At 59.0% G+C, this 25,539-nt stretch carries 24 protein-coding genes; 14 read left to right on the forward strand and 10 right to left on the reverse strand.

What is annotated here, in order from left to right; translation table 11 throughout:
• Window positions 1-171: 171 nt before the first annotated feature.
• Entirely contained in the window at window positions 172-3,525 is a 3,354-nt protein-coding gene (locus tag OHL20_RS08310) for a TonB-dependent receptor (RefSeq protein ID WP_263382728.1), read from the forward strand.
• A 329-nt stretch (window positions 3,526-3,854) separates the two neighbouring features.
• A complete protein-coding gene (locus tag OHL20_RS08315) occupies window positions 3,855-7,211 on the forward strand; it encodes a TonB-dependent receptor (protein ID WP_263382729.1) in 3,357 nt (1,118 codons plus the stop codon).
• Between the two features lie 24 nt (window positions 7,212-7,235).
• On the opposite strand, the gene OHL20_RS08320 is transcribed toward OHL20_RS08315, so the two are convergent.
• The gene (locus OHL20_RS08320) at window positions 7,236-7,892 is read right to left on the reverse strand and encodes a TetR/AcrR family transcriptional regulator (protein ID WP_263382730.1); all 657 of its coding nucleotides are present in this window, start codon (window positions 7,890-7,892) and stop codon (window positions 7,236-7,238) included.
• 89 nt (window positions 7,893-7,981) lie between these two features.
• On the opposite strand from OHL20_RS08320, the gene OHL20_RS08325 reads away from it, so the two are divergent.
• From OHL20_RS08325 to OHL20_RS08335, 3 genes are all read left to right on the forward strand, one after another.
• Window positions 7,982-9,097, forward strand: coding sequence for a WD40/YVTN/BNR-like repeat-containing protein (locus OHL20_RS08325; RefSeq protein WP_263382731.1), 1,116 nt, complete (start codon window positions 7,982-7,984; stop codon window positions 9,095-9,097).
• On the forward strand, window positions 9,094-9,399 hold the full coding sequence (locus OHL20_RS08330; RefSeq protein WP_263382732.1) for a MoaD/ThiS family protein: 306 nt from the start codon (window positions 9,094-9,096) through the stop codon (window positions 9,397-9,399). The genes OHL20_RS08325 and OHL20_RS08330 overlap by 4 nt, the downstream gene beginning before the upstream one ends.
• Window positions 9,400-9,473: 74 nt before the next feature.
• A complete protein-coding gene (locus tag OHL20_RS08335; protein WP_263382733.1) occupies window positions 9,474-10,424 on the forward strand; it encodes a carbohydrate kinase family protein in 951 nt (316 codons plus the stop codon).
• A 170-nt stretch (window positions 10,425-10,594) separates the two neighbouring features.
• Here the strand turns inward: OHL20_RS08335 and rnpA are convergent, their stop codons facing one another.
• Window positions 10,595-10,990, reverse strand: a complete 396-nt coding sequence (gene rnpA / locus OHL20_RS08340) for a ribonuclease P protein component (RefSeq protein ID WP_263382734.1) — start codon at window positions 10,988-10,990, stop codon at window positions 10,595-10,597.
• A gap of 67 nt (window positions 10,991-11,057) precedes the next feature.
• Between rnpA and OHL20_RS08345 the strand changes: the two genes are divergently transcribed.
• Window positions 11,058-11,327, forward strand: a complete 270-nt coding sequence (locus tag OHL20_RS08345) for a hypothetical protein (protein WP_263382735.1) — start codon at window positions 11,058-11,060, stop codon at window positions 11,325-11,327.
• Window positions 11,328-11,334: 7 nt separating this feature from the next.
• Entirely contained in the window at window positions 11,335-11,901 is a 567-nt protein-coding gene (locus OHL20_RS08350) for a DUF1697 domain-containing protein (protein ID WP_263382736.1), read from the forward strand.
• Window positions 11,902-11,985: 84 nt separating this feature from the next.
• On the opposite strand, the gene rpmH is transcribed toward OHL20_RS08350, so the two are convergent.
• Together rpmH and OHL20_RS08360 are read right to left on the reverse strand one after the other, a co-directional pair.
• Window positions 11,986-12,141 (reverse strand): 50S ribosomal protein L34, encoded by a 156-nt coding sequence (gene rpmH / locus OHL20_RS08355; protein ID WP_013582097.1) that lies wholly within the window; start codon window positions 12,139-12,141, stop codon window positions 11,986-11,988.
• 120 nt (window positions 12,142-12,261) lie between these two features.
• The gene (locus OHL20_RS08360; protein WP_263382737.1) at window positions 12,262-12,435 is read right to left on the reverse strand and encodes a hypothetical protein; all 174 of its coding nucleotides are present in this window, start codon (window positions 12,433-12,435) and stop codon (window positions 12,262-12,264) included.
• Window positions 12,436-12,608: 173 nt separating this feature from the next.
• On the opposite strand from OHL20_RS08360, the gene OHL20_RS08365 reads away from it, so the two are divergent.
• Together OHL20_RS08365 and dnaA are read left to right on the forward strand one after the other, a co-directional pair.
• Complete coding sequence (locus OHL20_RS08365) at window positions 12,609-12,896, forward strand: hypothetical protein (protein ID WP_263382738.1); 288 nt, start codon at window positions 12,609-12,611, stop codon at window positions 12,894-12,896.
• 66 nt (window positions 12,897-12,962) lie between these two features.
• Window positions 12,963-14,390, forward strand: coding sequence for a chromosomal replication initiator protein DnaA (gene dnaA, locus OHL20_RS08370; RefSeq protein WP_263382739.1), 1,428 nt, complete (start codon window positions 12,963-12,965; stop codon window positions 14,388-14,390).
• A 432-nt stretch (window positions 14,391-14,822) separates the two neighbouring features.
• On the opposite strand, the gene OHL20_RS08375 is transcribed toward dnaA, so the two are convergent.
• Window positions 14,823-16,049, reverse strand: a complete 1,227-nt coding sequence (locus tag OHL20_RS08375; RefSeq protein ID WP_263382740.1) for an acyltransferase family protein — start codon at window positions 16,047-16,049, stop codon at window positions 14,823-14,825.
• 72 nt (window positions 16,050-16,121) lie between these two features.
• Here OHL20_RS08375 and OHL20_RS08380 point away from each other — a divergent pair, with 72 nt between their 5' ends.
• The gene (locus tag OHL20_RS08380) at window positions 16,122-17,033 is read left to right on the forward strand and encodes an SDR family oxidoreductase (protein ID WP_317890943.1); all 912 of its coding nucleotides are present in this window, start codon (window positions 16,122-16,124) and stop codon (window positions 17,031-17,033) included.
• Window positions 17,034-17,130: 97 nt separating this feature from the next.
• Here OHL20_RS08380 and OHL20_RS08385 read toward each other — a convergent pair whose 3' ends face one another.
• Window positions 17,131-18,252, reverse strand: a complete 1,122-nt coding sequence (locus OHL20_RS08385) for a hypothetical protein (protein ID WP_263382741.1) — start codon at window positions 18,250-18,252, stop codon at window positions 17,131-17,133.
• A 34-nt stretch (window positions 18,253-18,286) separates the two neighbouring features.
• Complete coding sequence (locus OHL20_RS08390; RefSeq protein WP_263382742.1) at window positions 18,287-18,925, reverse strand: NAD(P)-dependent oxidoreductase; 639 nt, start codon at window positions 18,923-18,925, stop codon at window positions 18,287-18,289.
• A 659-nt stretch (window positions 18,926-19,584) separates the two neighbouring features.
• Here OHL20_RS08390 and dnaN point away from each other — a divergent pair.
• The 3 genes from dnaN (at window position 19,585) to OHL20_RS08405 (ending at window position 22,161) form a co-directional block, all read left to right on the forward strand.
• Window positions 19,585-20,748, forward strand: a complete 1,164-nt coding sequence (gene dnaN / locus OHL20_RS08395) for a DNA polymerase III subunit beta (protein ID WP_263382743.1) — start codon at window positions 19,585-19,587, stop codon at window positions 20,746-20,748.
• 205 nt (window positions 20,749-20,953) lie between these two features.
• A complete protein-coding gene (locus OHL20_RS08400; protein WP_263382744.1) occupies window positions 20,954-21,592 on the forward strand; it encodes a YciE/YciF ferroxidase family protein in 639 nt (212 codons plus the stop codon).
• A 68-nt stretch (window positions 21,593-21,660) separates the two neighbouring features.
• Window positions 21,661-22,161: a hypothetical protein gene (locus OHL20_RS08405; protein ID WP_263382745.1), complete on the forward strand. Its 501-nt coding sequence runs from the start codon at window positions 21,661-21,663 to the stop codon at window positions 22,159-22,161.
• Between the two features lie 59 nt (window positions 22,162-22,220).
• On the opposite strand, the gene OHL20_RS08410 is transcribed toward OHL20_RS08405, so the two are convergent.
• The 3 genes from OHL20_RS08410 to OHL20_RS08420 all read right to left on the reverse strand — a co-directional run bounded on the left by OHL20_RS08410 (window position 22,221) and on the right by OHL20_RS08420 (window position 24,621).
• The gene (locus tag OHL20_RS08410; protein WP_263382746.1) at window positions 22,221-23,804 is read right to left on the reverse strand and encodes a DHA2 family efflux MFS transporter permease subunit; all 1,584 of its coding nucleotides are present in this window, start codon (window positions 23,802-23,804) and stop codon (window positions 22,221-22,223) included.
• 81 nt (window positions 23,805-23,885) lie between these two features.
• Complete coding sequence (locus OHL20_RS08415; protein WP_263382747.1) at window positions 23,886-24,092, reverse strand: DUF1059 domain-containing protein; 207 nt, start codon at window positions 24,090-24,092, stop codon at window positions 23,886-23,888.
• Between the two features lie 85 nt (window positions 24,093-24,177).
• Window positions 24,178-24,621: a winged helix-turn-helix transcriptional regulator gene (locus OHL20_RS08420; protein WP_263382748.1), complete on the reverse strand. Its 444-nt coding sequence runs from the start codon at window positions 24,619-24,621 to the stop codon at window positions 24,178-24,180.
• A gap of 114 nt (window positions 24,622-24,735) precedes the next feature.
• On the opposite strand from OHL20_RS08420, the gene OHL20_RS08425 reads away from it, so the two are divergent.
• The gene (locus OHL20_RS08425) at window positions 24,736-25,512 is read left to right on the forward strand and encodes an SDR family oxidoreductase (protein ID WP_263382749.1); all 777 of its coding nucleotides are present in this window, start codon (window positions 24,736-24,738) and stop codon (window positions 25,510-25,512) included.
• Window positions 25,513-25,539: the final 27 nt, after the last annotated feature.

A 25,539-nucleotide genomic window follows, 5' to 3' on the forward strand; every position in this document is an offset into this window, starting at 1 on the left:
TCAGTCAGTGGCAATGACGCGCGCTCCACTTGAAGCCACGTTACGGACCGTAATCGTCTATTAACGCTTATCTGGCAGACTTCAGGTAATTCATAAAGATTCCGAATGTCGCAGGGGAGGAACGCAATCTCGCCGCGCCTCGGATGAATCAAGGACTTTCAGGAGACAGTAATGCTTAGCAAAGTAAGTCAATGGGCCATGTTTGCGGTCGCTTGTACAGCGGTCAGCGTAGGAGCTTATGGGCAGTCGGCAGTGGATGGGGCCATTGCTGGAACAGTGGAAGATGCCGGCGGAGCGGTTGTTCCCGGTGCCACCGTGGTCATTCATTCCAACAAAACAAACGCCGAGCAGACATTAACGTCCGATAGCTCGGGCTACTTCCGTGCGATCCATCTGCAGCCCTCCACCTATACGGTGACGATTACGGCTGCTGGATTCCAGAGCTACAAATCAAGCGACGTGACGGTCGATGTAGGCCTGCTCACAGATCTTTCCCCGAAGCTTCCCGTCGGTGCCTCCAGCGACACGGTCACGGTGACGAGCGAGACTCCGGCGATCAACACGACCTCTCCCGACTTCGCGGGTCTGGTGGATCAGCGCGTATTGCAGGACATTCCCGTCAACAACTATCGCTGGTCGGCCTACGCTGCGCTGACGCCTGGTGTTGTCTATGACTCCAGCGGATTTGGCCTGCTGAGCTTCCGCGGCCAGAGCACGCTGCTGAACAATGTGACGATCGACGGCGCGGACGATAATCAGGCCTACTTTTCCGAAGAGCGCGGACGGACACGTGCTGGTTATTCGACGGCGAAGGCATCGATCCAGGAGTTCCAGGTCAACACGTCGAACTACTCGGTTGAATATGGCCGCTCGGCTGGCGGCGTCGTGAACTCCATCACCAAGAGCGGCGGCAACCAGTTTCATGGCGAGTTGTACTTCGACGATCGCGATGCAGAGTGGGGCGCGGCGAATGCCTTCACGAAGAACAACGTGCAGAACGCCGCTGGTGCCTTCGTTTCGCAGAACATCAAGCCGAAGGATGTGCGCAAGCAGTACGGCGGAGCCATCGGCGGTCCGATCATCAAGGACAAGCTGTTCGGCTTCTTCGCAGGCGACCGCTTCCAGCGGAACTTTCCCGCAGTAGCTGTTGCCAGCAATCCGAGCAGCTTCTTTGCAAACCCGGATAGCGCTCTTCCGGCTGGCAAGGTCTGCGGCGGAACAGGCGCTGCTGCTCCCACAACGCTTGATGCGAGTGTTTGCACGTTGCAGACAAATCTGGGTCTCACCAGCTACGCCGCAGCGGTAACAAGCTACAACAATGGCCTCGGCGGCTTGAACTCCATGTTAGGAACTGTGCCACGTACCGGTTTGCAGGACATCTTCTTCCCGAAGCTAGACTGGCAGATCAACTCGCGCAATCACGCTTCATTTGAAGTGAACCGCCTGCGATGGGTTTCGCCTGCCGGTATCCAGACCGCCTCGACTGTGGCTGACGGTACCTCCAGCTTCGGTAACGACTACGTTCGCGACACCTTCGGCATTGCCAAGCTGGATACGGTGATCACGAATAACATCAGCAACGAGGTTCGCTACCAGTATGGCCGCGACTTTGAGTTTGAGTTCGGCCAGGCTCCTACGGCCTATGAGAAGCAGAACCTTGTGGGACCGACGGCGAACGGCTATGTCAACCCGCTGGGTCTGCCCCCGAGCGTCAGCATCACGAATGGCTTTACCTTCGGTACGCCGAACTTCCTCGAGCGGGCAGCGCTGCCGGATGAGCGCCGCTTTCAGATTGCCGATACGGCGAACTGGGTTCGTGGAAACCACAACCTGAAGTTCGGTATCGACTACGTCCACACCAACGACCTGATCAACAATCTGTTCTCAGGCTTCGGTGTCTATAGCTACAGCAACCTGACGAACTACTTTACGGACTTCTACGACGGCCAGAGCGCCAATCCGGCTACGGTCGCCAAGGCGAAGAACTACAGCAGCTATGTTCAGGGCTTTGGTCTACCGGGTCTCGAATTCCAGACCGGCGACTATGCAGGCTTCGTCGAAGACAATTGGAAGGTCAACAAGCGGCTAAGCCTGACGCTCGGTGTTCGCTACGAGTATGAGCAGCTTCCTTCGCCTGTCGCGAACCTGACGATTACCAACGATCCACGTCTGACCGCAACAACACAGATGCCGAACAACAAGACGAACATCGGTCCTCGTGTCGGCTTCGCGTATGACGTTTCAGGTAATGGCAAAACGGTCCTGCGAGGCGGCTACGGTGAGTTCTTTGCGCGCATCCTCAATGGCACAATCTACAACGCTCTGATCAACACCGGTTCGCTCAACGGTCAGTTCACGGTCAGCGACACGACCACCACACCGGGTGCGCCGACCTTTCCGCAGATCGTTGCAACTGCCGGTAAGGCTGGACCTCCAAATGCAGTCTTCTTCGATAGCAACTTCAAGGCACCCGAGATTCATCAGGCTGACTTGACGATTGAACAGGACCTCGGCTGGAACACCGTGATGAGCGTCACCTGGCTCGGATCGATGGGCCGCAGGCTGCCGAACTTCACCGATCTCAATCTGAACGCGCCGACGACGGTCAACTACACCGTCATCGACACCTCAGGTAAGGGGCCACTGCCGAATGGTTCGACCCTCACGTCGAAGTTCTACGCAAAGAGCGGAACGGCTGCTGCCTGCCCGAGCCAGCGTCCGGACTGCGCCTATGGTTCGCAGACGGATATCTTCAGCGGTACGACGTCGAACTACTCCGGCCTCGTGGGGCAGATCAATCATCGCTTCTCGAACCACCTGCAGTTCAGCGCAAACTACACCTGGTCGCATGCACTTGACTACGGTCAGAACAACCAGACCGCCACCACCGCGAACAACCTGCTCGATCCGCAGAACATCAAGGCTGAGTATGGTAACTCCAACCAGAACGTGCCGAACCGCCTTGTAGTCAACGGAGTGTTTACGGCTCCCTGGACCTATCATCGCTGGCTGGCTTACCTGCTGAACGACTATGAGCTTGCACCGAGCTATGCGCTGCAGAGTGGTCTCCCCTACTCCATCGGAAGCAGTGGAACTCTCTCGACCGCCTTCACTGGTACGGGTTCGCCCACGTTGAGTGCAATCGGTGGCGGTGTCAATGGTTCGAACGGTGTCTTCCGGATACCGGGGTTTGAGCGCAATGGCTTTGTGCAGCCGAAGACGAACGTCCTCGACCTGCGCATCTCCAAGCGCTTCACCGTCCACGAGGGAGTCAAGCTGGAGCTGCTGGCGGAGAGCTTCAATATCCTGAACAAGCAGAACGTGACCGCCGTCAACACGACCGGCTACTTCCTCGGCAACACCACCAACGCCACAACGAAGGCAGTAACCGGCAACACGTTGAGCTTCAACACCAGCAGCACGAACAGCGCATTGCCGCTCTTCGGCACGGTCACCAACTCCAACTCGAGCGGATTCTCGTTCTCACCTCGCCAGGTCCAACTGGCAGCTCGTGTGCAGTTCTAAGCAAAGCCGACCTACTGGCGTTGCAGGGCGGTGGCTTCGGCTGCCGCCCTTCTCTTTGTGAGGCCGGAGATGCTGCTTCCCAAGATGGGAATCTTTCGTTAGTCTCCGGGTATCACCTGTAGCAACTTGGCAATGTTCCATCCCGGACAGTTATGGGTCGGAATGAGCCGTATGCCTGCCTCTCCTATGTCTTACGTTCTGGTTCCTACTGCGACGGAGAGCTGATGTCAGTAGGGCGTTGCCGAAGATCTTTCGGCACGATGGTTCAGAGGTTCGCACAATTCCTTCTTCTGTCAGCTCTGGGGGCTGCAGGACTTGGTGCGTCTGCAGTGGCACAGTCCGAGGTGGATGGGGCAGTTTCCGGCCGGGTCGTCTCGGCTGAAGGCGCTGCGATCGCCGGTGCGGAGATCGTGCTGGACGGCGAACAAGGTGTGCAGCGGCTGGCTACGTCAGGACGCAAGGGTGAGTTCCTGATGATCCGCCTGCCGCCGGGCGCCTACCGGCTCCGCGCACGAGCGCCAGGCTATCGCGGAGCCGTGGAGATCGCCGTCACGATTGAACTGGGACGAACGACAGAGGTACAGGTCGGCAGGGCCGTGATCGCGCCGATCCGAAAGAGGCACAAGGGCGACGGCGGACGCATACGCCTGGTCGCTCCTTCAATCGCCGGCCTCAGCGGATTGGTGGGCACAAGGGCAGGCGTGTCGACGATCCAGTCAGCGACTCCTGCATCGACAGGTATTGTGCTCACAGGCCGCGATCTCGAACGATCGCCCATTGCTGGCAACGATTGGAACTCCCTCGCCCTCGAGTCGCCTGTGGCCCACGCGGATCCAGAAGCCGATGGGGCAACTCTGCTGACGCTGCGGGGACTCGATACAACACAGAACAGCAGTCAGATCGACGGGCTGAGCCATGACCAGAGCTTCGGCGCGGTGCCGGTGGGAACGGGTGCTTCGGTCGGGCTGGAGCAGGAAGATAGTAGTCAACAGACGCTTGCAGGTGGCTCGAGCGGCGAAGGCATCGGGCATGGGCGACACGCAGGAGCGGCGTATACATTCTCGCAAGCGGCGGTGCGGGAGTTTCGTCTGAGCGAGCAGAGCTACAGCGCGCTCTATGGCCGGGCAGTCGGCGGGGTTACGACCGCAGTGTCGAAGAGCGGCACGAACGCGCTGCATGGGACGGCCTTCCTCACGCTGCGCGAGAGTGCATGGGGAGCGGCCAATCCGTTCTCAGTACAGACAACATATGCAGATGGTTCCATCGCAAGCAGCGTCGTCAAGCCACAGGACCAGCGGCAGCAGTTTGGAGGCAGCGTTGGTGGGGCAGTGATACAGAATCGCCTCTTCTACTTCGCTGCATATGATCAGCAACGACGCGGCTTTCCTGCGATCTCCTCTCCTGCATTCGCAAGCTTTTATGCGCTTACAGCGGTACAAACGGGTCTATTGGGAACGCGCGGGGTGAAGCCTGCGCAGACGAATGCGGCGCTCGATTACCTATCGAGTCTCACGGGCTCTGTAGCAAGGCGTCAAGATCAGACGGTTGCCTTTGGCAAGACCGACCTGCGGGTCAATGGGAGTAATCACGTCAGCGCGCAATACAACCGGGTGCGATGGACCTCGCCCGCAGGCGCGACGACTGCCGCAGTAGTAGCCCGCGGGAGAGCAAGCCTCGGGAATAATGATGGCCAGGTGGACGAAGTTGTAGGGCGATGGACGGCATTCCTTGGCGCGCGCTTCAGCAATGAACTGCGGGTGCTGTACGGGCGCGACTTCCAATATGAGACCGCACAGACTCCGCTGCCGCAGGAGCCGGGGATAGGCCCAGGAGGCTTTGCGCCGGAGATCAACGTCGGGCCGCAGGGGCTGCTGTTTGGGACACCAGCCTCGCTCGGACGCAAGGCCTACCCGGATGAACGCCGACTTGAATTTGCCGACACGTTTGCCTGGACGAAGGGCCGGCACCTCCTTCGCATCGGCGGCGAGTTCAGTGCAGTTCATGACCTTGTGGACGCATTGAACAACCAGGAAGGAACTTTCAGCTACGACAGTGGCCTCACAAACGGACACGCCGGCGGGCTTGTCGACTGGATCACGGACTACACGTTCAACGTTCACGCCTATCCGAACGGGGCCTGCCCTTCGATCAATGCGAAGATCCATGACTTCTGCTTCCGCTCGTTCAGCCAGAGCTTCGGAGAACAGACGACAAGCTTCGACACGCAGGAGTGGTCAGGGTTTGTGCAGGATGACTGGCGTGTCCGGCCTGGGCTAACGGTGAACCTTGGGGTGCGATACGAGTACGAGCTGCTGCCCTTCCCACAGACTCCTAATGTCGCGCTCGACGCGGTCTTTGGGAAGATCGGTTCGACGAGCGTCTTCCCTGAGGATCGCAACAACTTTGGCCCTCGTGCCGGCCTTTCATGGCAGGCAGGATGGATGCACGGCGGCGTAGTCCACGCCGGGTATGGGCTGTACTTCGGACGGCTTCCCGGGCTAACAATCCGCAGTGCCCTGGTGGATTCAGCACTGGCGAGTTCGACGACGCATGTGCGCATTCTGCCGACGACCGAGACGGACTGTCCGCAGGTAGCAAACCAGGGCTTCGGGTACGCCTGCGCCTACGTGACTGCGCCGCCTGCGACGATCGCGGCGACTACTTCAGCGACGGTGTTCGATCGACACTTTCGGCTCCCCGCGGTCCAACAGGCGAGCGTGTCGTTCGAGCATGGTGTCGGCGCGGGGATCACGACAACGGCAAGCTTTGTAATGAATATGGATCGGCAGTTGCCGAATTCAGTCGATCTCAACATCGCTCCGTCTACGGCCATGGGAACGTTTCAGTTGAGCGGTGGCACCGGTGCGCTCGGCGTACAGACCGGGGAGAGGTTTGTCGTGCCCGTCTACACCTCGCGCGTGACGAACAGCCTTGGACCAGTGACGGATATCGTCTCCAACGCCAATGGAACGTACGACGGTCTGATCCTTGAAGCTCGGCGGCGTAGCCGGGGCGGGCTTGATCTGCGCGTGAACTGGACGTGGTCCAAGGCCATCGACTACGGGCAGGCCAGCGGTGGCATCCCGCGAACGAATGGGCAATTCGACCCGTTCGCGCTGGGTTACGACAAAGGCCTATCAAGCTTGAACTATCCGCACCGTTTTGTTGCAACTGCCATCTGGACGCCGACAGTACACAGCGAGACCCACTGGCTGAGAGCAGCGGCAAACGGTTGGGATGCTGCACCAATGCTGCTCGAAAGCAGCGGTCGAGCGTACAGCTACGAGATCTTCGGTGGAAGTCGTCTGACCGGGGGCTACGAGAGCATCAACGGCTCCGGCGGCGCAACGTACCTGCCGACGCTCGGGCGCAACACCCTTCGCTTGCCGCAGTCGATCCGCGTTAACCTGCGGGTGAGCCGGGCGATCACGCTGACAGAACACGTGCAGATGCGAGGAGTCGCAGAGATCTTCAATGTTTCGAATCGTGTGAACTACTCGGGCGTCACCCAACGAGCGTTTCTCACTGGAACAGAGGCCGCTGGCGTAACGCCCTTGATCTTTCAGGATGCTGCGACCGTCGCGTCGGAGGGGCTGAACGTGCGTCCCTTCGGTGCATTTACGTCTGCGGGCACAAGCGACGCACGGGAGCGGCAGGTGCAGTTGGGACTTCGGCTGGAGTTCTAAATCGTATCGTTGCAGCTGATTCCGTCAAGAGGTTCCTAGCCCCTGTTCCACCATCTCCAGAAGGCGTTTCGAGGTCTGGTGAAGGAACTGCTCCGGCGCGCTGTTCAGTGGGCCTTCGATGATCAGAAAGGCAAGACCATGCACCGCAGACCACGCAAGATATTCGGCCCCCGGGCGTCGATCTTCGGGGAGAACACCAGCCTCCACCATCATGTCCAGAGCCGAGGCGAGAAGCTGAAAAGGATTGAGACCACTCCTGCCGCCCTTCGCTGGATCGACATCTCCCTCTACCGGGTTCGCCGCAGAGAAGGCCGTTCGGAAGAGTCCCGTCTCCGTCGTCGCAAACCGTAGATAGCCTGTTCCCACGGCACGAAGCGTTGCGCGTGCCTTCTCCGCTGGAGCCTTTCTGCGCGGCACGGCAGCGATCTCTAGCTCAATCGCAATGGCCAGCGATGAGAGTGCGGCAGCCCGCACGGCTTGAAGCAGATCGCCCTGGCTGGAGAAGTGCCGGTACGCCGCGTTCGGTGCGACACCAGCCCGCCGCGTCACCTCCCGCAGCACAACGGCCTGCGGTCCGCCAGCCCGCGCAAGCTCGATTCCAGAGTTGATCAGAGCCCGGCGCAGATCGCCATGATGAAAGGTCCCACGGACCGGCGGCTTAATTTTGCGGATAACAGCCATGCTTAGTGTGGACAGTGTACAGTTCCTTTGGTAGCGTGTTGTGGACGGCGTACACATAGAAACGCGCATGCCAGCGAAGAGGTGCATTTATGGGCAAGGTACGACTGCTCGTCGGTACTCGTAAAGGTGCGTTCATCCTCACGAGTGATGGAACGCGGAAGGATTGGACCGTCTCCGGTCCTCACTTCGCAGGCTGGGAGATCTATCACCTGAAGGGCTCGCCGGTCGATCCCGATCGTCTCTATGCCTCGCAAAGCTCCGGTTGGTTTGGTCAGGTCGTTCAGCGTTCGAACGATGGCGGTCTCACCTGGGAGGCTGTGAGCAACAACTTCGTCTATGAGGGTGTAGCCGGTACACATCAGTGGTACGACGGCACGCCCCACCCATGGGAGTTCAAACGGGTCTGGCACCTCGAACCCTCACTTACCTGTCCCGATACCCTCTATGCAGGGGCGGAGGACGCAGCCCTGTTCCGTTCAGTCGACGCCGGTGCCTCGTGGACCGAGCTTGCCGGACTTCGCACCCACGGAACTGGCCCCGCATGGCAGCCCGGAGCTGGTGGTATGTGCCTGCACACCATCCTGCTCGACCCTTTGAATCCGCAGCGAATCTTTATTGCTATCTCGGCTGCCGGAGCCTTCCGAACCGATGATGGCGGCCAGTCCTGGAAGCCAATCAACCGGGGACTGCATTCGCTCTACATTCCAGACCCTGCGGCTGAGGTTGGCCACTGTGTTCATCACATGGCGCTTCATCCCTCCCGTCCCGAGACGCTGTACATGCAGAAGCACTGGGATGTCATGCGGTCCGATGATGCGGGTGATTCCTGGCGAGAGATCAGCGGCAACCTGCCCACTGATTTTGGGTTCGTGGTCGATGTCCACGCTCACGAGCCGGAGACGCTGTACGTCGTTCCCATCAAGAGCGACTCGGAGCATTTTCCCCTGGATGGTCAGCTTCGGGTCTACCGCAGTGTGAGCGGGGGCGACGAGTGGGAACCCCTGACGAAGGGACTTCCTCAAAGCAACTGCTATGTCAATGTTCTCCGCGATGCCATGGCAGTCGACACGCTGGACGATTGCGGGATCTACTTCGGCACCACGGGCGGCCAACTCTACGCGTCCGCTGACTCAGGTGACAACTGGCAGGCTATCGTGCGCGACCTTCCCGCAGTGCTCTCCGTCGAGGTACAGACTCTTCCATGACCTCATGCGTTCGGGTGGAACTGCCTGCCCATCTGCGCCTGCTCGCGGGGGTTGGTCAGGAGATCGTGGTTTCGCTTACAGGCCCTGTCACCCAGAGGACCGTCCTCGATGCGCTGGAGGCCGATCATCCCATGCTGAAGGGCACCATCCGAGACCGCACCAGTAAACTCCGGCGACCCTTTATCCGGTTCTTTGCCTGCGAAGAAGATCTGTCCCACCTGTCGCCGGACGACACCTTGCCGGTCGCGGTGATCGACGGCCAGGAGCCACTCTTGGTCGTCGGAGCTATCGCCGGAGGGTAGCGCCTGTGAGCTCTTATGGGGCGGGCTCGCCTTCCAAGGTGCGTGAGATGTCGCGATTCCTTTAGAGTGGACATATGACGAAATCGTCGAAGGTTGACCTTGTCGGTGTGGGATTGAACGCGACGGACACACTGATTCCGCTTGCGCAGTACCCGGAGGCCGGGTCGAAGACGGAGTACCGCACGGCCACCGTGCTTCCAGGGGGGCAGGTTGCCACTACGGTCATTGCCTGTCAGCGCTGGGGCATGCAGACTCGCTATGTAGGCAAGTTGGGCGATGACCTGGGAGCGATCCTCCACCACAAGGAGTTCGCGCATGCTGGTGTTGAAACCCAGATCAGGACGGTCGCCGGTGGGTCGAGTGCCCAGTCGCTCGTGCTGGTCGATGGCCAGGGAGAACGAACCATTCTGTGCACGCGGGATGAGCGGCTCGCGCTTGAGCCAGCCGACCTCGATCGCGAGTGGATTGTGAATGCCCGCGCCCTCCACGTGGACGGGTACGATACGGCCGCGGCGACCCTGGCAGCCCAGTGGGCACGCGATGCAGGAGTGCCCGTGATCGCCGATCTGGATGAGATTTACCCCGGTGTAGAAGCGCTGCTTGAGAACATCGACTACTTGATCGTCAGCCGCGACTTTCCCTGCAGATTGATGAACGAGGCGAACCTGGAGCACGCACTGGAGCAGATGCATCGGCGCTACGGAGGCCTGCTGACCGCGGCAACGCTTGGGCAGGATGGCGTCGTAGCCTGGGATGGCAAGCAGCATCACTACACGGCCGCCTACCGGGTTCCTGTGGTCGATACGACGGGAGCAGGGGACATCTTCCACGCAGGCTTTATCTACGGTCTGCTGCAGGGCTGGCCGCTGCATCGCCAACTGGACTTTGCCTGTGCCGCAGCAGCAATGAACTGCATGGGTGTAGGCGCCAGGGGTGGTATCCAGACCGTCGAGACGATTGAGGGGTTGATGCTGACCGGCCTCCGCTACCCGGTCCCGGTGGCCGCGGTCGCTGCAGACGCATAGCTGTCCGCTGACCCCTCTGGTAATTATCTCGGAACGCGTCGGCAGATTGTCGACCTAAGTCGTTTGTTATGAGGACTGTTGTACTTAAGCCACCTGAATACAATACCTTAGCTTGACCTGACGGCCTATCTGTTGCAAACAATAGGCTTAGCTGACTTAGGCAAATGAAATTAGTGGGGCTTCACAGGGGTCGGTTGTGCAGACTGCTGCCGTTCTGCAGTTTTCTGAATAGCCCGAAACACCTGGGCGATCTCCCGCTCCAGCGTCGCAAAGTCCAAGGTCAGCACGGTGCGGCGGGGATGAAGAATCACGTCGACAGGGATGCGCAGCAACGGCAGGTGCCTTCGAATTCCCTCGCGCATGCGCCGCTTGATGCGGTTCCTGTCGACCGCCTTACCCATCACCTTGCCAACAGTCAGGCCAACGCGCGGGGTGAGGTCCTCTCCCGGCGCAGCTGTTCGCACGGTGAAGAAGTAGGTCATCTGCTTCGCAAACTGCTTGCGGCTGGCCTTGTAGACGATCTGATAATCAGCGTGTTTGCGTAGGCGAAAGGTCTGGGCAATCATAGCGGCTCGAACGGGGTCTCTCTTGAGTTTACCTAGTCGCGAAGTGATGACAAGCTGTAGATAACCGATGCCGAAAGCGATTCATCTTATCGGGGGTTGGCTCTATGGCTACGACGCCGCCAATCAGTCGGGAAGGATAAGGACGGCTCTACACGATACGAGGGTAGCTATGAGTGACACTCCAAAGCTTGAAGTTGTAGAAGCAAGTCGACTGGAAAAAGGCGACCTCTTGATTACCTTCTCGAACGATACCGTGGTGCTTTACCACGCGAAGTTCCTCTATGATGTGCGCAACCATGACAGCAATATCGAGATCGTCGATCCGTTCGAAGAGTAAAGCTGCTTTGCCCACACACGTTGCGTTCCTGCGCGGCATCAACGTAGGAGGCAAAAACAAACTGCCCATGAAGGATCTGGCAGAGATCTTCGCTGTAGGGGGATGCACCGCCATCCAGACATACATTCAAAGCGGCAATGTCCTCTTTGCTGCTGATCCAGCCCAGGTAAACATCGACACGTTGCCCGAGCAGATTGCGGACGCTATACGCGACCGATTTGGACTACGTGTTCCGGTTGTCCTGCGAAGTGCAGCCGAGATGAAGAAGGCCTTGGCAAGAAACCCATTTGTACAAGCTGGCATTGCCGAAGATCTTCTGCATGTCTACTTCCTGGCTAACGCCGGTGCTTCGGACGCTATCAAGGCGCTGGACTGCGAGCGTTCTCCGGGCGACACCTTTGTTGTTGCAAGACGTGAGATCTATTTGCATCTGCCAAATGGGGTTGCGCGAACCAAGCTGACAAACGCCTACTTCGATAAGCAACTGGCAACAGTTAGCACGCTGCGAAACTGGCGGACGGTGCAAACGCTATGCAACCTGATGGAAGGACCAGTTCAGGTTGCTCTGGACTGATTGCGTCGCAGCGCACAGAATCCCATGCCCGCGTTGGAAAACCTTCGCATGCATGGAATCAGGCTCACTTCAGAGGGGATAAAACTAGTCGCGGAACCCTGCGCTGACGGCGATCTTGTGACGGCCCTTGGCGCGGCGGCGATTGAGAACAGCTGCTCCAGCCTTGGTCTTCATGCGGGTAAGAAACCCGTGGGTCTTCGCGCGATGGCGGCGGTTGGGTTGAAAGGTACGCTTGGGCATGGGAACAACTCCTGATTCTAATCTTGATGACGCACTTGCTTATTGCGTTTGGGCAGTAGCCACAAACCCCGAGTATACCTGACCGGTCCAGATTTTCACAGGTAATCTCGACCCGCCCTGTCAGTCAGCCTCGAGGTATTCGGGTTCCAGATCAGTGATGTCGTCTGCCTGAGGGAAGATCATGGACAGGAGTATTGCCGAGTAGACAGCGGACCGCCCGTCCTCGAACGAGATGATGACGGCGTTCTCGAGTCGTTCCGCTGACAAGATGCGAGGCGCAGACGGCAGGTCCATAGCCAATTCTTTCGCGAAGAAAAGTTATCGTCTGTGCCGTTTTGCTCACTTCTAAGTGTCGCCCGTTCATGGGGTGAATTTTAGAGAGAAGGCGATGGGAAGGCTTATGTTTCGGCTGTGTAGCGCATAGCACACTCCATCGCATACAGCACGTAATTACTCACGAAAACAGCATGTTTTTTGCAGCGGGAAGCGCTACTTTTGCGAACTTCACCATGGATGGTGCAAACGAATTTTTATCCGGCACAGGCATAAATAACGGCTGGTTTTCCGTGCTACGCTGGAATCCGTTTCGTAAGAAAAGTTTCGCGCACGTCCAGCTGTATTCGCACCTTGCGTATCTTGTATTGACTCTTCTCCGCTGGCTGTTCGGTTGCGTGTGCCAGTGGGAGATCTTCCTGCAGATAGGTCTGTTCCATCACCTGCCGCTTCTTAGCGGGGAGGGACTCCTGTTGCTTTGACCGTGCCTTGTGGGGGCGGCTGTTCCAAAGTGCCTACAGTCTGAATATGGGACAAGGAAAGTATCGATGTCATTCGTACCAACGGCGACCGCCGTCCTCAATCCGTGGACTCTCATACTTGGAGCCCTTGAAAAAAAGATCAACCGCCAGTCGTTTGAGACGTGGCTGAAGCCTACTCGTCACTCGCATGTAGCAGGAAAGACGCTCTTTGTGAGGATTCCCTCGGGCGAGTTCCAGCATATCGGCGACCGGTATGCCGACCTGATCCAGGAAGCGATCGATAACCTGGGGCTGGCGGAAGAGATCGAGACCGTAACCTTTACGACGCCGCAGCAGGAAGAGCCCAAGCGCCGCGAGGATGGTGGGTTCGCTCCCGTACCTACGCATGGCAGCAATGTGCCTCGTACGGGCAGCCTGAACCGCCAGAGCGCACCGGCAGCACCTACCGTCGAGCAGGCACGCTTCGACTGGAACTCGGCATCGCAGTTGAACCCGCGCTATCAGTTCGACGCGTTCGTGATCGGCAGCGGCAACCAGTTTGCGATGGCAGCGGCCCAGGCTGTTGGTGAGCGACCTTCGAAGGCGTATAACCCGCTGTTCCTCTACGGTGGCGTGGGCATGGGCAAGACGCACCTGATGCATGCGATTGGGCATGACGTGAAGCGCCGTCAGCCACATGCATCGATCAGCTATGTGAGTGGCGAGAAGTTCACGAACGAGATGATCAACTCGGTTCGGTATGACAAGATGACGAGCTTTCGGGACAAGTTCCGGAATGTGGACGTGCTGCTGATCGATGACATCCAGTTTCTGGCCGGGAAAGAGCGGACGCAGGAGGAGTTCTTCCATACCTTCAATGCGCTGCACGAGAGCATGAAGCAGATCGTGATTGCGAGTGACCGGCCTCCGAAAGAGCTTGCGGACTTCGAAGACCGGCTGCGGTCGCGCTTTGAGTGGGGCCTGATTGCGGACATTCAGCCACCGGATCTTGAGACGAAGGTCGCGATCCTCCAGAAGAAGGCGGAGAGCGAGCATACGCAGCTACCGACCGATGTGGCGCTCTTCATTGCGAGCAACGTGCGGACGAATGTGCGCGAGCTTGAGGGCGCGCTGGTGCGGTTGATCGCCTGGTGCGGGATGCATGGCGTCGAGATTACGCTGGCGGTGACGCAGCAGTGCCTGAAGCAGTTCATCGACACGCAGGTTCGCAAGATCTCGATCGAGGCGATTCAGCGTGCTGTCGCTGAGCAGTTCGGGATGCGGGTGGCGGAGCTGAAGCAGAAGAACAACTCTCGGCAGATCGTGGTGCCGCGGCAGATCGCGATGTACCTGGCGAAGCAGCTGACCGAGGCGTCGCTGCCGGAGATAGGACGCCAGTTTGGCGGTAAGCACCACACGACGGTGATGCATTCGATCTCGAAGATCGATGAACACCGGCGGACGGATAAGGATATGAATCGGACCATCAACAAGCTGATGGAGACGCTGGCTTAGGACTTATTTGTTTTTTCCCAGAAGTCCAAAGTCTTCGAAACAAAGTACTTAGGTCTGGACCTGTCACAAGGTCCAGACCTGCTTTTTGGCCAAGCTGCTGCCAGGGACCCCGTCGGCAGCTCGGTGATTGTCAAGTTGTTTCGGCTTTTGCAGTGAGACACCTCCAGCCTGTAAGTAATTTTCTCTGAGGTCCAAAGTCTTCTCAACTAAGCACTTAGGTCTGGACTTGGCTGCAACGGGTCCAGCCCGCATTGAGGAGCCGAGGCTACAAGGCACCCCTTCCCAGGCTCGAAGATTGTCAAGTTGTCCGACTTAACGGCTTGATTCCAGTAAGCGAAGGGCGCAAACGCGGGTTCTCTTCGGGAATGACAGAAAGAAAATGCAACGACAACAGGCTCCGCTTCGTGCAGAGCCTGTTGTCGTTATGGCATGTCATGCTGCGGGAGCTTTGTGGGTCTGGTGGGTGAAGCGGTCTTTGTAGGTGAGTAGGGGACCTTCCAGGAATCGATAGCTGAGCCATGCAATGGCCCATGATGCGGTGAACGCGAGAGCGATCGTGACGGGAGCGGCGTAGGCACCACACCAGCGGTTGCCGATGTAGCTGTAGAAGTCGTGCAGAAGGTCGTGGTAGACGTAGAAGCCGTAACTGATCTGGCCGAAGTGGCGAAGCCCTCTAAGGCTGAGGATGCGGCTGCATGCGCTGTTCGGATGAATGACCTCGAGGATCAGCGCGGCGGCGGCGAGGTCGATCAAGGTGAAGGCGAAGATGCCGGTATGGTTGACCGCTGCTCCTTTGAGCGGCATATGGAGAAGGCTGGACGACAGAGCAGCCGCCAGGGCGAGAAGCGTTACCGAGGCTGCGAGCAGGAGGTGACGGTAGCGGCTCAACCAATGCTGCTGCGGTCCACGGAGACAGAGGGCGAGCAGACCGCCGATCAGCAGGGCATCCATGCGTGTGGGCAGGCTGCGGTAGAGAAGTTCCATCTCGATCATGCGTGGCGTGACCGAGGAGGCGAGCACCCAGCGTAGCAATGGTACGGTGACGATTACGGCCACGCAGATCCGCATCAGGGTTGTGCGGCGGCGAAGCTGGTAGATGACCAGTGGCCAGAGGAGGTAGAACTGCTCCTCCACGCAGAGCGACCAGAGATGGCCGATGTAGAGGTGCATGGGGCTGCCGAACCATCGCTGCACAAGCGGACCGAAGGTGAGGCGGTCGAAGCGGTAGGGATCGCCTGAAATATTCAGGAAGAGGAATCGGGCATAGTTGCCGAGGTAGGCAGGCCAGAGGAGCATATGCCAGTCGTTTTGCCATTGTGCAATCGGGATGGCGATGAGCACGGCGAACCAGAGCGCGTAGTAGAGCGGAAAGATGCGCAGGGTGCGGCGCATGTAGAAGTCTCGGTAGCGATGGGGTTGATTCTGGCTGTCATAGAGGATGCCGGTGATGAGAAAGCCGGAGAGCACGAAGAAGAGGTCGACGCCGGTCCATCCCCAGCCAAAGATGGAGAAGTATCGCGACACATAGTGGTGCAGGAAGACCATGACGACGGCGATGGCGCGCAGGCCGTCCAGACCGGGATAGTAGCTTCGTTGCGGCATCTCCATAGGGGACTGCCGTAGCTTATACGCTTTTGGTGTTGATGTTGTACGACTCATCTCCTGGTAAGCACTTTGCCAGGGCAAACGGCGTTTGCGGGTGTGCATCTCAGAACTCAGAGGTGGTACAGCATGAGTGTTTTAGAGATGACGAAGGATCTATATACCCTTCAGGACCCGACCAAGCAGTATCCGCAGCCCAAGTTCAAGCATCAGCCACAATCGGTACCGGGACTCGATTCCGAGATGACCCCGAAGGCGGATCACGGCGAAACGAGCTATCGCGGCAGCGGTCGTCTGCGGGATCGTAAGGCGCTGGTGACTGGCGGCGACTCCGGAATTGGACGTGCGGCGGCGATTGCGTTTGCGCGTGAGGGAGCGGATGTTGTGATCAACTACCTGCCAAGCGAAGAGAAGGACGCCAAAGAGGTGATCGCGCTGATCGAGAAGGAAGGCCGGAAGGCGTTTGCGATGCCCGGCGACCTGAGCGATGAGAAATTCTGCGTGAAGCTTGTGACCGAAGCTCACAAGAAGCTGGGTGGGCTGGATATTCTGGCATGTGTTGCAGGCAAGCAGCACGCTGTCGAGAAGATTGCCGACGTGACGACTGAGCAGATGGAAGAGACCTACCGGGTGAACGTGTTTGCGCTCTTCTGGATCTGCAAGGCGGCGCTGCCGTTGATGCCTCCGGGTGGTTCGATCATTACGACTGCTTCGATCCAGGCGACGCATCCCAGTCCGAGCCTGGTGGACTATGCACCGACCAAGGCGGCGATCCTTGCATTCACGCGCTCGTTGGCGCGGCAGGTGGCTGAGGACGGGATTCGCGTGAACTGCGTGGCTCCGGGACCGGTGTGGACGCCGCTGCAGACGAGTGGTGGACAGCCGGACAAGAAGATTCCGGAGTTTGGCTCGGAGACGCCGATGAAGCGGCCGGGACAGCCGGTTGAGATGGCACCGCTGTATGTGCTGCTGGCTTCGCAGGAGTCGAGCTATGTGACGGGCGAGGTGTATGGAGCTACGGGCGGGCTTGAGGTTGGATAAAGGTACCGCGGATGATCGCGGAGACACGCGGATCAAGGCGGATAAGGCCAAGGATTTCGATCGATGCTTGTCCGTGTGATCCGCGGTCTCCTTTGTTTCAGGTGCGGGGGGCTTCGGCCCGGGTGAAGGTGTAGCCGTCGCGGAACTTGAACTCTTCGCCTGCTGGGCGGGTTTCTTTGCGGAGGGTGTAGAGGTTGCGGCGGAGGGTCAGGGTGAGGCGGACGTCCACGGGGTGGTCGTTCTCCTTGCCCTTGCCGGTTAAGACGAGGGTGCCTCGGTTGAGCTTCGTGAACTCGGCGAGACCCTGCACCTCGAAGGCTTCGCTGGTGTGATCCGTGTCGCTGGTCAGGGTCGCTTTCTGGGTGCCTGGCTGGAAGGTCAGGGTCGAGCTCTCGCGGACGGTTTTGGTGGGGCCGTCGTCGTAGGTGTAGGCGATTTTGACGGAGTTGCCATCGGGATCAGGGTTGAGGGTGAGCCAGGTTGGCAGGAAGACCTGCTGGTTGGACTGGAAGTCGCGGTACTCCAACTGGCCTACCCAATCACCATTGAAGTTGCTGTTGATGCTGGTTGAGGGCGAGGCGGCTGACGGCAGATACTTTGTCGGAATCGGCGTGGTCGGCGTCTCGGCACCCCAGAAGATGTTGACGACCCAGTACCGGTTGCCATCCTTGAGGAACTGGAAGCTGTTGATGCCGCGGGCAAAGGGCATTGGGTCGGCGAGCGTGTGGCGGCTCTCGTAGGTGCTCCAGATCTGGACGATGTTGCCGTACTGCTCGACCTCGTTGTGGATGCTGTGTTCGAAGAAGCCGACGGTGGCGGTGCGGGCGCGGCTGCGGGCGATGTAGCCGTCGATGGTGAGGATGATGGCGTCGGTGTTGGGACTGGCGGCATCGGGGCTGCCGGGCAGGATGGTGGCCGGAATGAGGCGGGCGTCGGGCAGGAAGAGCGAGCGCATGCGGTCCCAGTCGCGAGGCTGGCCGGCGGGGCCGGAGATGACATCGTAGACGGCGGCGAGGATTGCGTCGGGGGAACTCACGTCGGCTGGCTTTGGCTGGGGCCAGCCGGGGTGTCCGGCGATGGAGCCGACTGGTTGGGGCGGGACGGGTTGGGACAGGACGGCGGGCGGCGGAGTTGCAGCCGGCGTCTGGGCGGGCGATTGGGCCAGCGATGGGAGCGTTGCGACTAAAAGCAGGGCGATTGCGGACAGGCGGTGCTTCATCGGCGGGTTCTCGGCTTTCTGTGGAAGATGTGGATTACCAGCTAATGTAAACGCCTTTGCGGAGCCATTCGGTTGAAGTGAGCTGCTTCATCATGAAGTCTGCCACGTCGGTGCGGGAGATTCTGGCGCCGTTGCGGGGTAGCGCATCGCCGTCCATCCTGAAGGAGCCGTGGCCTGGACCGTTGGTGAGCATGGGCGGCATGACCATGGTCCAGTCGAGGTGGCTGGCGGAAAGGATGCGGAACTGGGCGATCTGCGAGGCTACGGGATATTTGAGGAAGGTGTTGTAGACGATGTTCTGGACGATCCAGGCTCGCCATGCCGGTTGTTTGTCGAGGGCGGTAGGCAGGGCTCCGGCTGAGCCGAGAGCGACGATTCGGCGGATGCCCGCCTGTTCCATTGCCGCCACGAGAAGCGGAATTGCCCGCTCGAGTACGTCTTCCTTCTTGAGGGAGCGCGCTCCCAGGGCGGAGAGGATGGCATCGGCGCCTATAAGGGTGTCGGCGATGGCAGCCCGGTCGAAGGCGTTTCCCTGGACGACGCGTACGCGATCGCGCTGCGGAAATTTTTCCGGTCTCCGCACGAGTGCTGTGACCTCGTGACCGGCTGCCAGGCAGCGGTCTGTGAGGAGCTGACCGGTCGCTCCACTGGCTCCGAAGATCGCGATTCGCATGAAGGCCTCGTTTTCTGATTGTGTCCGATTATCCTCTACGCGTTGCCGGATGTGTGAAGAATCAGACGCGGGTAAGGTTCTGTATTGAAGGGAGTTGTACGAAATTTGAACGGATCAAGCCTTGTCTTCTCAACTCCATGTGGACGAGCCTGTGGGGAACTTGGACAACCTGGGTCACGTCGCGAGGTTCAGGGCTTGTAGTACACCGCGTTGTTGCTGGCTATGGCGGGATTTCTAAATCGGGACAGCAGGGTAAGTTGATGACTTTGAAGCACCTTGCGCTGATATCCACTTTTCCAGTCACAACGGTTACTGCTACTAGTACTTGTTCTCCTTTTATGTAGTTTCTTAGGAGCAGTCTCGGCACGTGGAACAGTCGTGGCTCAGGGGAGGGTTTGGGTGGGTGGAAGAGAGCAGATCCGCCGCCCTCGGCTGGAGTGTTCCGAAAGGGGCCGACGTCGGCGTCCGCACACAAGTACGTGTGTTTCCCACAAAGAAAGCAGTCGCAGGGTGGACGGTTCCTCACTAGAATCGGAAGACTGGCTGGGATAGGGACGTGGATGCTCGCTGCGATTCGGTGGTAGAGTTTTCGCAGCGCCCCCCGGCACCATTTGCAACTTCAGGAGACACCCGTGACGACTGCTATCGAGGAATCTGACATGAGCACAACGACAGCACCCACTGGTAGTCCGGTTGGGAATCTCGAGATCACAGTCTCCCGTGCGGAGCTGCTGCGCGAGTTGACGGCGGCGCAGAGTGTGGTCGAGCGCAAGACGACGATTCCGATCCTGTCGAACTTCCTCTTTGAAGCCATGGACGACCGCCTGATGATTACGGCGACCGATCTGGACCAGAGCCTGCGGACGAGCTGCGCGGCGAAGGTGAAGAAGCCGGGCGCATGCACGATTCCTGCGAAGAAGCTGTACGACTACATCAAGCTGCTGCCCGAGGGCGAGATCAGCATCAAGCTGATGGATAACCACTGGGTCCAGATCCGCGCTGGCCGCTCGAACACAAAGATGGTTGGAATGGCCCGGGCGAACTTCCCGCAGGTAGCTGAGTTTCCGACCACGGGTGCGGTCAAGATCTCTGTTCCTTCGCTGAAGAACATGGTTTCGAAGACGATCTTTGCGATCTCGAACGAAGAATCTCGCTACACGCTGAACGGCGCGTTGCTGGTGTTGAAGGCCGAGTCGATGGCGATGGTGGCGACGGATGGCCACCGGCTGGCGCACATCGAAAAGCTGGGGGAGACCCTGGAGGGCGTGTCGGGTGAGAAGAAGACGCTGATTCCGCGGAAGGCGCTGGCGGAGCTTTCTTCCCTGCTTGGCTCGACGGATGCGGAGACGCTCGACTTTGCCGACGATGACCAGACATTGTTCTTCAAGGTTGGCGGTCGGGTGCTGACGAGTCGTAAGCTTACGGGCCAGTTCCCGAACTACGAAGCCGTGCTGCCGCGGGACAACAACAAGTTCGTGATTGTGCGCAGCGAAGACCTGATGAGTGCGATCCAGCGCGTGGCGCAGTTTGCGGATGAGCGCTCGGGCGCGATCAAGATTCGGCTGGAGCAGAACGAGCTGAAGCTTTCGTCTTCGTCGACCGACTCCGGTGAGTCGGAGGATACGATCGAGACGCCTTACAACTATGATCCGCTTGTGGTGGGCTTCAACAGCCAGTACCTGATCGACTTTTTGAAGGCGACGGGAAACCAGGGCGAGGTACGGCTCGAGTTCAAGGATGCCCAGTCTGCCGGGCAGATGCGTCCTGAGGATGGCAACGAGGATGTGAAGTACCGCTACATCCTGATGCCGATGCGTATCTGAGTGCTACGCGCATGGCAAAGAGCGGCTTTGCCGCAGAAACTTGAACTACATCAGCAAAGGCCTGGCTTGATGCCGGGCCGTTTTGTTTGTGTGCTGGTGTCGAGACTTGATCACGTGGATGTTGTGTAGCGGCGAGAGCAACCGTCGTCTCTGAAACCTGCTCTGAAGTGGAACAGGTTTGAATCATCAGTCCACGGGAGAGAGCATGAGTCTGCAGGATGTATTTATCGAAGAGTTGCGGGACCTTTATAGCGCGGAGAACCAACTGGTAAAGTCGCTGCCAAAGATGGCGAGAGCGGCGTCGGGCAGCGAGTTGAAGGATGGCATCAAGAACCACCTGGAAGAGACCAAGGGGCAGGTTGACCGGTTGAAGCAGATCTTCCAGATCCTTGGAAAGAAGCCAACCGGCCAGCATTGCAATGGCATGGAGGGTGTTGTCGCCGAGGGCAAAGAAGCTATTGAGAGCGACGAGGAAGGTGCCACGAAAGATGTGCAACTGATCGGTGCGTCCCTTCGCGTCGAGCACTATGAGATTGCCGGCTATACCGCAGCGATTGCAATCGCAAAGACGCTTGGCCAAAAGGAGATCGTCGGCCTGCTGACGGAGACTTTGAAGGAAGAGCAGGCTACTGGCAAGCTGCTGCTGAGTCAGGCGAAACCACTGCTCAAAGAGGCTGGCTCCGAAGATGATGCCGACGAGGAAGAAGATTCCGATGAGCCAGAGGACGGAGAAGAGGCTGAGTCCAAACGGAAGAGCGAAGAGGACGAGGCTGAGGCACAGAAGTCAGAGGGCGAGGAGCCCAAGGTTGCGCCAGCGAAGAAGACTGCAAAGTCCAAGAAGTAAGAGGACCAATAGACGAACCCCGCCCTGGTGCGGGGTTCGTTGCGTCCGGGCCCTGCTAGCATTTATGCATGACGTGGTTCGGGGCTGCCGTCCGGGTTGAGCGTTTTGACGATGCGGATGGGCTGCGCTTTCGCGTTACAAGTGAGCGGCGTCTTGCTGCCCTTATCTTGCCTATGCTGGTCGGTGTGATGTTGTTCGCCTTTGCGTGGGAGGAGGATGTGGGCGGCCTCCTGCTGCTTGGAGCGGCCGGACTGATTGGCTTGCCGGTCTGGCGGTGGATGCATGTGCGGGTGACTGAGTTGCGGGTTACGGCGATGGAGTTGGTTGTTGAAGGAGACGGCGGCAGGGCGAAGGGAATGATCTGGCTGCCGTGGTCGGAGGTCAGTGGGTTGCAGTTCCAGCGTGGGAGCGCCGAGCCGGACGGGCTCTATGCCCTGAAGGGGTTTGCAGACCGGGAGTGCCTCGTGCCTGATGTGAGCGATGGGCAGGCTGGTGAGATCGTTCGCGCGATCTATGCACGCTTTCCGTTGGTCGCTATGGCGGAGGCTGTGGAGACGAGTGCGCCCTGACGCCGGGCGGGCGCTACTTCGCAGGGTTTTGGGCGCATCGCGTGAAGGCTACTACAAACCTAGTGGACTGCTTCGCCTGCGGGTGCGCCCTGGCCGGGCCGATTCTTGCTGAGCAGGAAGGCACAGCAGACCATGCCGATCGACATCCAGCAGAGCATCCGGTACACGTCCTCATAGCCTAGAGCTGCTGCCTGCTGGTTGAGTTGCTGGTAGATGCTGGCGCGAGCCATCATGCCACCCTGTGCGCCGCCACCGAAGAATCCGCCAAGACCGTGCACGGTGCTGGCGTAGGCCGGGCTGCCGGGCTGCATGTGATCGACCAGTCGCGCTTGATGGAAGAGCGAGCGATTGGTGACGAGCGCGCCGGTGACTGCGATGAAGATACTGCCGCCGACATTCCGGACAAAGTTGATCAGGCCGGAGACCTGGTTAGAGGCTTCCTTCGGAAGGCCGACATACGCCGCGTTGGTGATCGCGATGAAGCAGAAGGGGATGGGAATCATCTGCAGGACGCGCAGCAGTGATGCCTCGCCGAAGCTCATATCGAGCGTGATGTGCGTGGACACGTAGTAGTACGCGGCAGCGAAGAAACCAAATCCAATTGCAGCGAGGTTGCGAGCGGGAAACTTGCCGGTGGCGACACCTGCGAGCGGCATCACGATGACGAGCGCGACTCCTCCGGCCGTCAGAGCCATGCCGGCATTGGTCGCGGTATACCCCAGTAGTTGCTGAAGGAATTGTGGCTGCAGTACGGTCGCCGCGTTGAGCACGCCGCCCACCAGCATCATCAACAGGCAGCAGATCGCGAAGTTCTTAAAGCGGAAGAGCTTCAGATTCATGATCGGATTCTTATGCCGCCACTCCCACCAGATGAGACCGGAGATACCGATTACGAAGAGGAAGGCGAAGAAGCGAATGAAGTTTGAGGCGAACCAGTCGTTCTCTTCGCCCTTGTCGAGGGCTATCTGCAGACCGCCCATCGCTACGGTGAGGAGGCCGAGACCGATGTAGTCGAGCTTGAAGAGATTCTTACGGTCTGCTTTGATCCATGGCGGATCCTGCACGAGACGCTGGGTAAGGACGAGAGCGAGGATGCCGACCGGGATGTTGATGTAAAAGATCCAGCGCCAGGAGTAGTTATCCGTGATCCAGCCGCCGATGGTCGGCCCGACCGACGGGGCCAGTACGGCGACGAGGCCGTAGAGGGCAAAGGCCTGTCCGCGCTTTTTCTCTTCAAAGGAGTCCGCCATGATGGCCTGCGCCATGGGCTGCAGACCACCACCGCCGATGCCCTGAAAGACTCGGCAGACCAGCAGAAGGGGCAGCGTTGGGGCGATGCCACACAGAAAGCTCGACACCGTGAAGATCACGATGCAGATCATGAAGAAGTTGCGGCGCCCAACGACGGAGGAGGCCCATCCGCCGATCGGGAGGATAATGGCGTTGGCTACGAGGTAGCTGGTGAGAACCCAGGTGCCCTGGTCGGTGCTCGCTCCAAGATTACCGGCGATATGGGGCAGCGCTACGTTTGCGATGGAGGTGTCGAGCACTTCCATGAACGCGGCGAGCGCGACGGTTGCAGCAATTAACCATGGATTCGCAATGGGCTTCCAACGCTCGCCCTGCGCGGTTTCAGCCGCCATTCAATCTCCAAAGAGGGTGAGTACCCTCTATAGAGATTGATTTCAGCATGCATCGGATGCTTTTTCTACAGATTTCGAAGATCAGGCGGTCTGCCCGCTGTTGCGCTCGATGGCCTGTCTGACGTGCTGCACGGCCTCTTCTTTAAAGTGGGTGAGGTTGTGTACGTCTGCTGCGTGCCTCTCGATGACGGGGAGCATCTCCTCTTCGCTGGTTCCTTCGAGGTGCCATTCGCAGTCATAGCCTACATCTTTGCAGTGAAATACCTTCTTGTTGTCCGTTGTGCTCATCAAATCCTCCGGTCTGGAACGTAGGATGCGGCGAGCGATGCGATGTCGGGGTGTCGTTTCGATACGATCAACGAACCTGGTTGGCTTAGCGGTGAACTCGAGGTTGTGGCACTCCTGGCACCGGCTTCGCGTCGAACTTGGTGCGGGCGCGCTCCACTTCCTGCCGATGTTTCTCGGCCCAGATCCACACCCCGCAGAAGGCGGCTCCGAGGCTCTCGCCGAGGCTGGTGAGCCGATAGTCGACGTGTGGTGGTATGACGGGATGGACGGTACGCTGCAGCAGACCGTCGCGCTCCATCTGGCGGAGCGTCTTGGTGAGCATCTTCTGGCTGATGCCTTCGAGCAGGTCGGCGATTCGGGTGAACCGGAGCTCGCCATGTTCTTCCAGAACTTCGAGGACGAGCATGGTCCACTTATCGGCGACGCGGCCGATGATCTCGGTTACGAGTCGATCGAGTTCGGGATCGGTATGCTCTGGCGGCTCAGGCAGCACCCGCTCGGCTAGATGAAGGAAGCTTTTGGTCGCCACGGGACACTCTCCTCATGGTTCGTATGAAACTTTGAAGTGCCTACTTCTAGTAAAAGCGAAGTGCGCTTAGTGTGGTGCAAGGCATCTGATCTGGCAGCACAGGAGACATGGTTCATGAAGACGACAGGCAATACGATTCTAATCACGGGCGGCGGCTCCGGCATTGGCCGCGGCCTGGCAGAGGCGTTTCACAAGCTGGACAACACGGTGATCATCGCCGGTCGACGCGAGAACGTCCTCCGCGAGACGGCCCAGGCGAACCCGGGTATGGAGTACATCACGCTCGATACCGCCGATTCAAAAAGCATCGCCAAAGCGACGGCAGATCTGAAGGAGCGCTTCCCAAAGCTGAACGTACTAATCAACAATGCAGGCATTGCAAGGCCGGAGAATCTGCTGGATGCGTCGTCGGATTTCGATGCCGTGGAGCAGATGGTCGCAACGAACCTGATCGCTCCTCTGCGATTGACAGCGGCGCTGCTGCCGCAGCTTGAAGCGCAGGATGCCGCCGTCGTGATGACCGTAACCTCGGGCCTCGCGTTCGCTCCTCTGGCGATGATGCCAACCTACTGTGCGACCAAGGCGGCCATCCATTCGTGGACGGAGTCGCTGCGGTTCCAACTGCGGCAGACGAAGGTCGAAGTGCTGGAGTTGATTCCGCCGTACGTGCAGACGGAGTTGGGGGGTGACCGCCAGCTTACCGATCCGCGCGCCATGCCACTCGATGAATTCATTAGCGAGGTGATGGAGATCCTGAAGACACAGCCCGAGGCGAAGGAGATCAACGTGGAGCGTGTGCAGGCAATGCGCTATGCGGCTGAAGGCGGTCAGAAGAAGTATCAGGAGTTTGTGAACGGCTTCAACGAACAGATGATGGCGGCTTCGCACTAGAAGGTTGACCGTAGTGTCTGTCGGGCT

Source organism: Granulicella arctica, assembly GCF_025685605.1.
GTDB lineage: Bacteria > Acidobacteriota > Terriglobia > Terriglobales > Acidobacteriaceae > Edaphobacter > Edaphobacter arcticus.

Bases quoted from the DNA above. Each gene is read 5' to 3' on its own strand.
- OHL20_RS08345 (WP_263382735.1), top strand. From the start codon at position 11,058: ATGCCGAAAGCGATTCATCTTATCGGGGGTTGGCTCTATGGCTACGAC.
- OHL20_RS08320 (WP_263382730.1), bottom strand. From the start codon at position 7,892: ATGGCTGTTATCCGCAAAATTAAGCCGCCGGTCCGTGGGACCTTTCAT.
- OHL20_RS08405 (WP_263382745.1), top strand. From the start codon at position 21,661: ATGACGTGGTTCGGGGCTGCCGTCCGGGTTGAGCGTTTTGACGATGCG.
- OHL20_RS08400 (WP_263382744.1), top strand. From the start codon at position 20,954: ATGAGTCTGCAGGATGTATTTATCGAAGAGTTGCGGGACCTTTATAGC.
- OHL20_RS08385 (WP_263382741.1), bottom strand. From the start codon at position 18,252: ATGAAGCACCGCCTGTCCGCAATCGCCCTGCTTTTAGTCGCAACGCTC.
- OHL20_RS08410 (WP_263382746.1), bottom strand. From the start codon at position 23,804: ATGGCGGCTGAAACCGCGCAGGGCGAGCGTTGGAAGCCCATTGCGAAT.
- OHL20_RS08390 (WP_263382742.1), bottom strand. From the start codon at position 18,925: ATGCGAATCGCGATCTTCGGAGCCAGTGGAGCGACCGGTCAGCTCCTC.
- OHL20_RS08330 (WP_263382732.1), top strand. From the start codon at position 9,094: ATGACCTCATGCGTTCGGGTGGAACTGCCTGCCCATCTGCGCCTGCTC.
- OHL20_RS08415 (WP_263382747.1), bottom strand. From the start codon at position 24,092: ATGAGCACAACGGACAACAAGAAGGTATTTCACTGCAAAGATGTAGGC.
- OHL20_RS08325 (WP_263382731.1), top strand. From the start codon at position 7,982: ATGGGCAAGGTACGACTGCTCGTCGGTACTCGTAAAGGTGCGTTCATC.
- OHL20_RS08310 (WP_263382728.1), top strand. From the start codon at position 172: ATGCTTAGCAAAGTAAGTCAATGGGCCATGTTTGCGGTCGCTTGTACA.
- OHL20_RS08380 (WP_317890943.1), top strand. From the start codon at position 16,122: ATGAGTGTTTTAGAGATGACGAAGGATCTATATACCCTTCAGGACCCG.
- rnpA (WP_263382734.1), bottom strand. From the start codon at position 10,990: ATGATTGCCCAGACCTTTCGCCTACGCAAACACGCTGATTATCAGATC.
- rpmH (WP_013582097.1), bottom strand. From the start codon at position 12,141: ATGCCCAAGCGTACCTTTCAACCCAACCGCCGCCATCGCGCGAAGACC.
- OHL20_RS08365 (WP_263382738.1), top strand. From the start codon at position 12,609: ATGTTTTTTGCAGCGGGAAGCGCTACTTTTGCGAACTTCACCATGGAT.
- OHL20_RS08335 (WP_263382733.1), top strand. From the start codon at position 9,474: ATGACGAAATCGTCGAAGGTTGACCTTGTCGGTGTGGGATTGAACGCG.
- dnaA (WP_263382739.1), top strand. From the start codon at position 12,963: ATGTCATTCGTACCAACGGCGACCGCCGTCCTCAATCCGTGGACTCTC.
- OHL20_RS08425 (WP_263382749.1), top strand. From the start codon at position 24,736: ATGAAGACGACAGGCAATACGATTCTAATCACGGGCGGCGGCTCCGGC.
- OHL20_RS08360 (WP_263382737.1), bottom strand. From the start codon at position 12,435: ATGGACCTGCCGTCTGCGCCTCGCATCTTGTCAGCGGAACGACTCGAG.
- OHL20_RS08375 (WP_263382740.1), bottom strand. From the start codon at position 16,049: ATGAGTCGTACAACATCAACACCAAAAGCGTATAAGCTACGGCAGTCC.
- dnaN (WP_263382743.1), top strand. From the start codon at position 19,585: ATGAGCACAACGACAGCACCCACTGGTAGTCCGGTTGGGAATCTCGAG.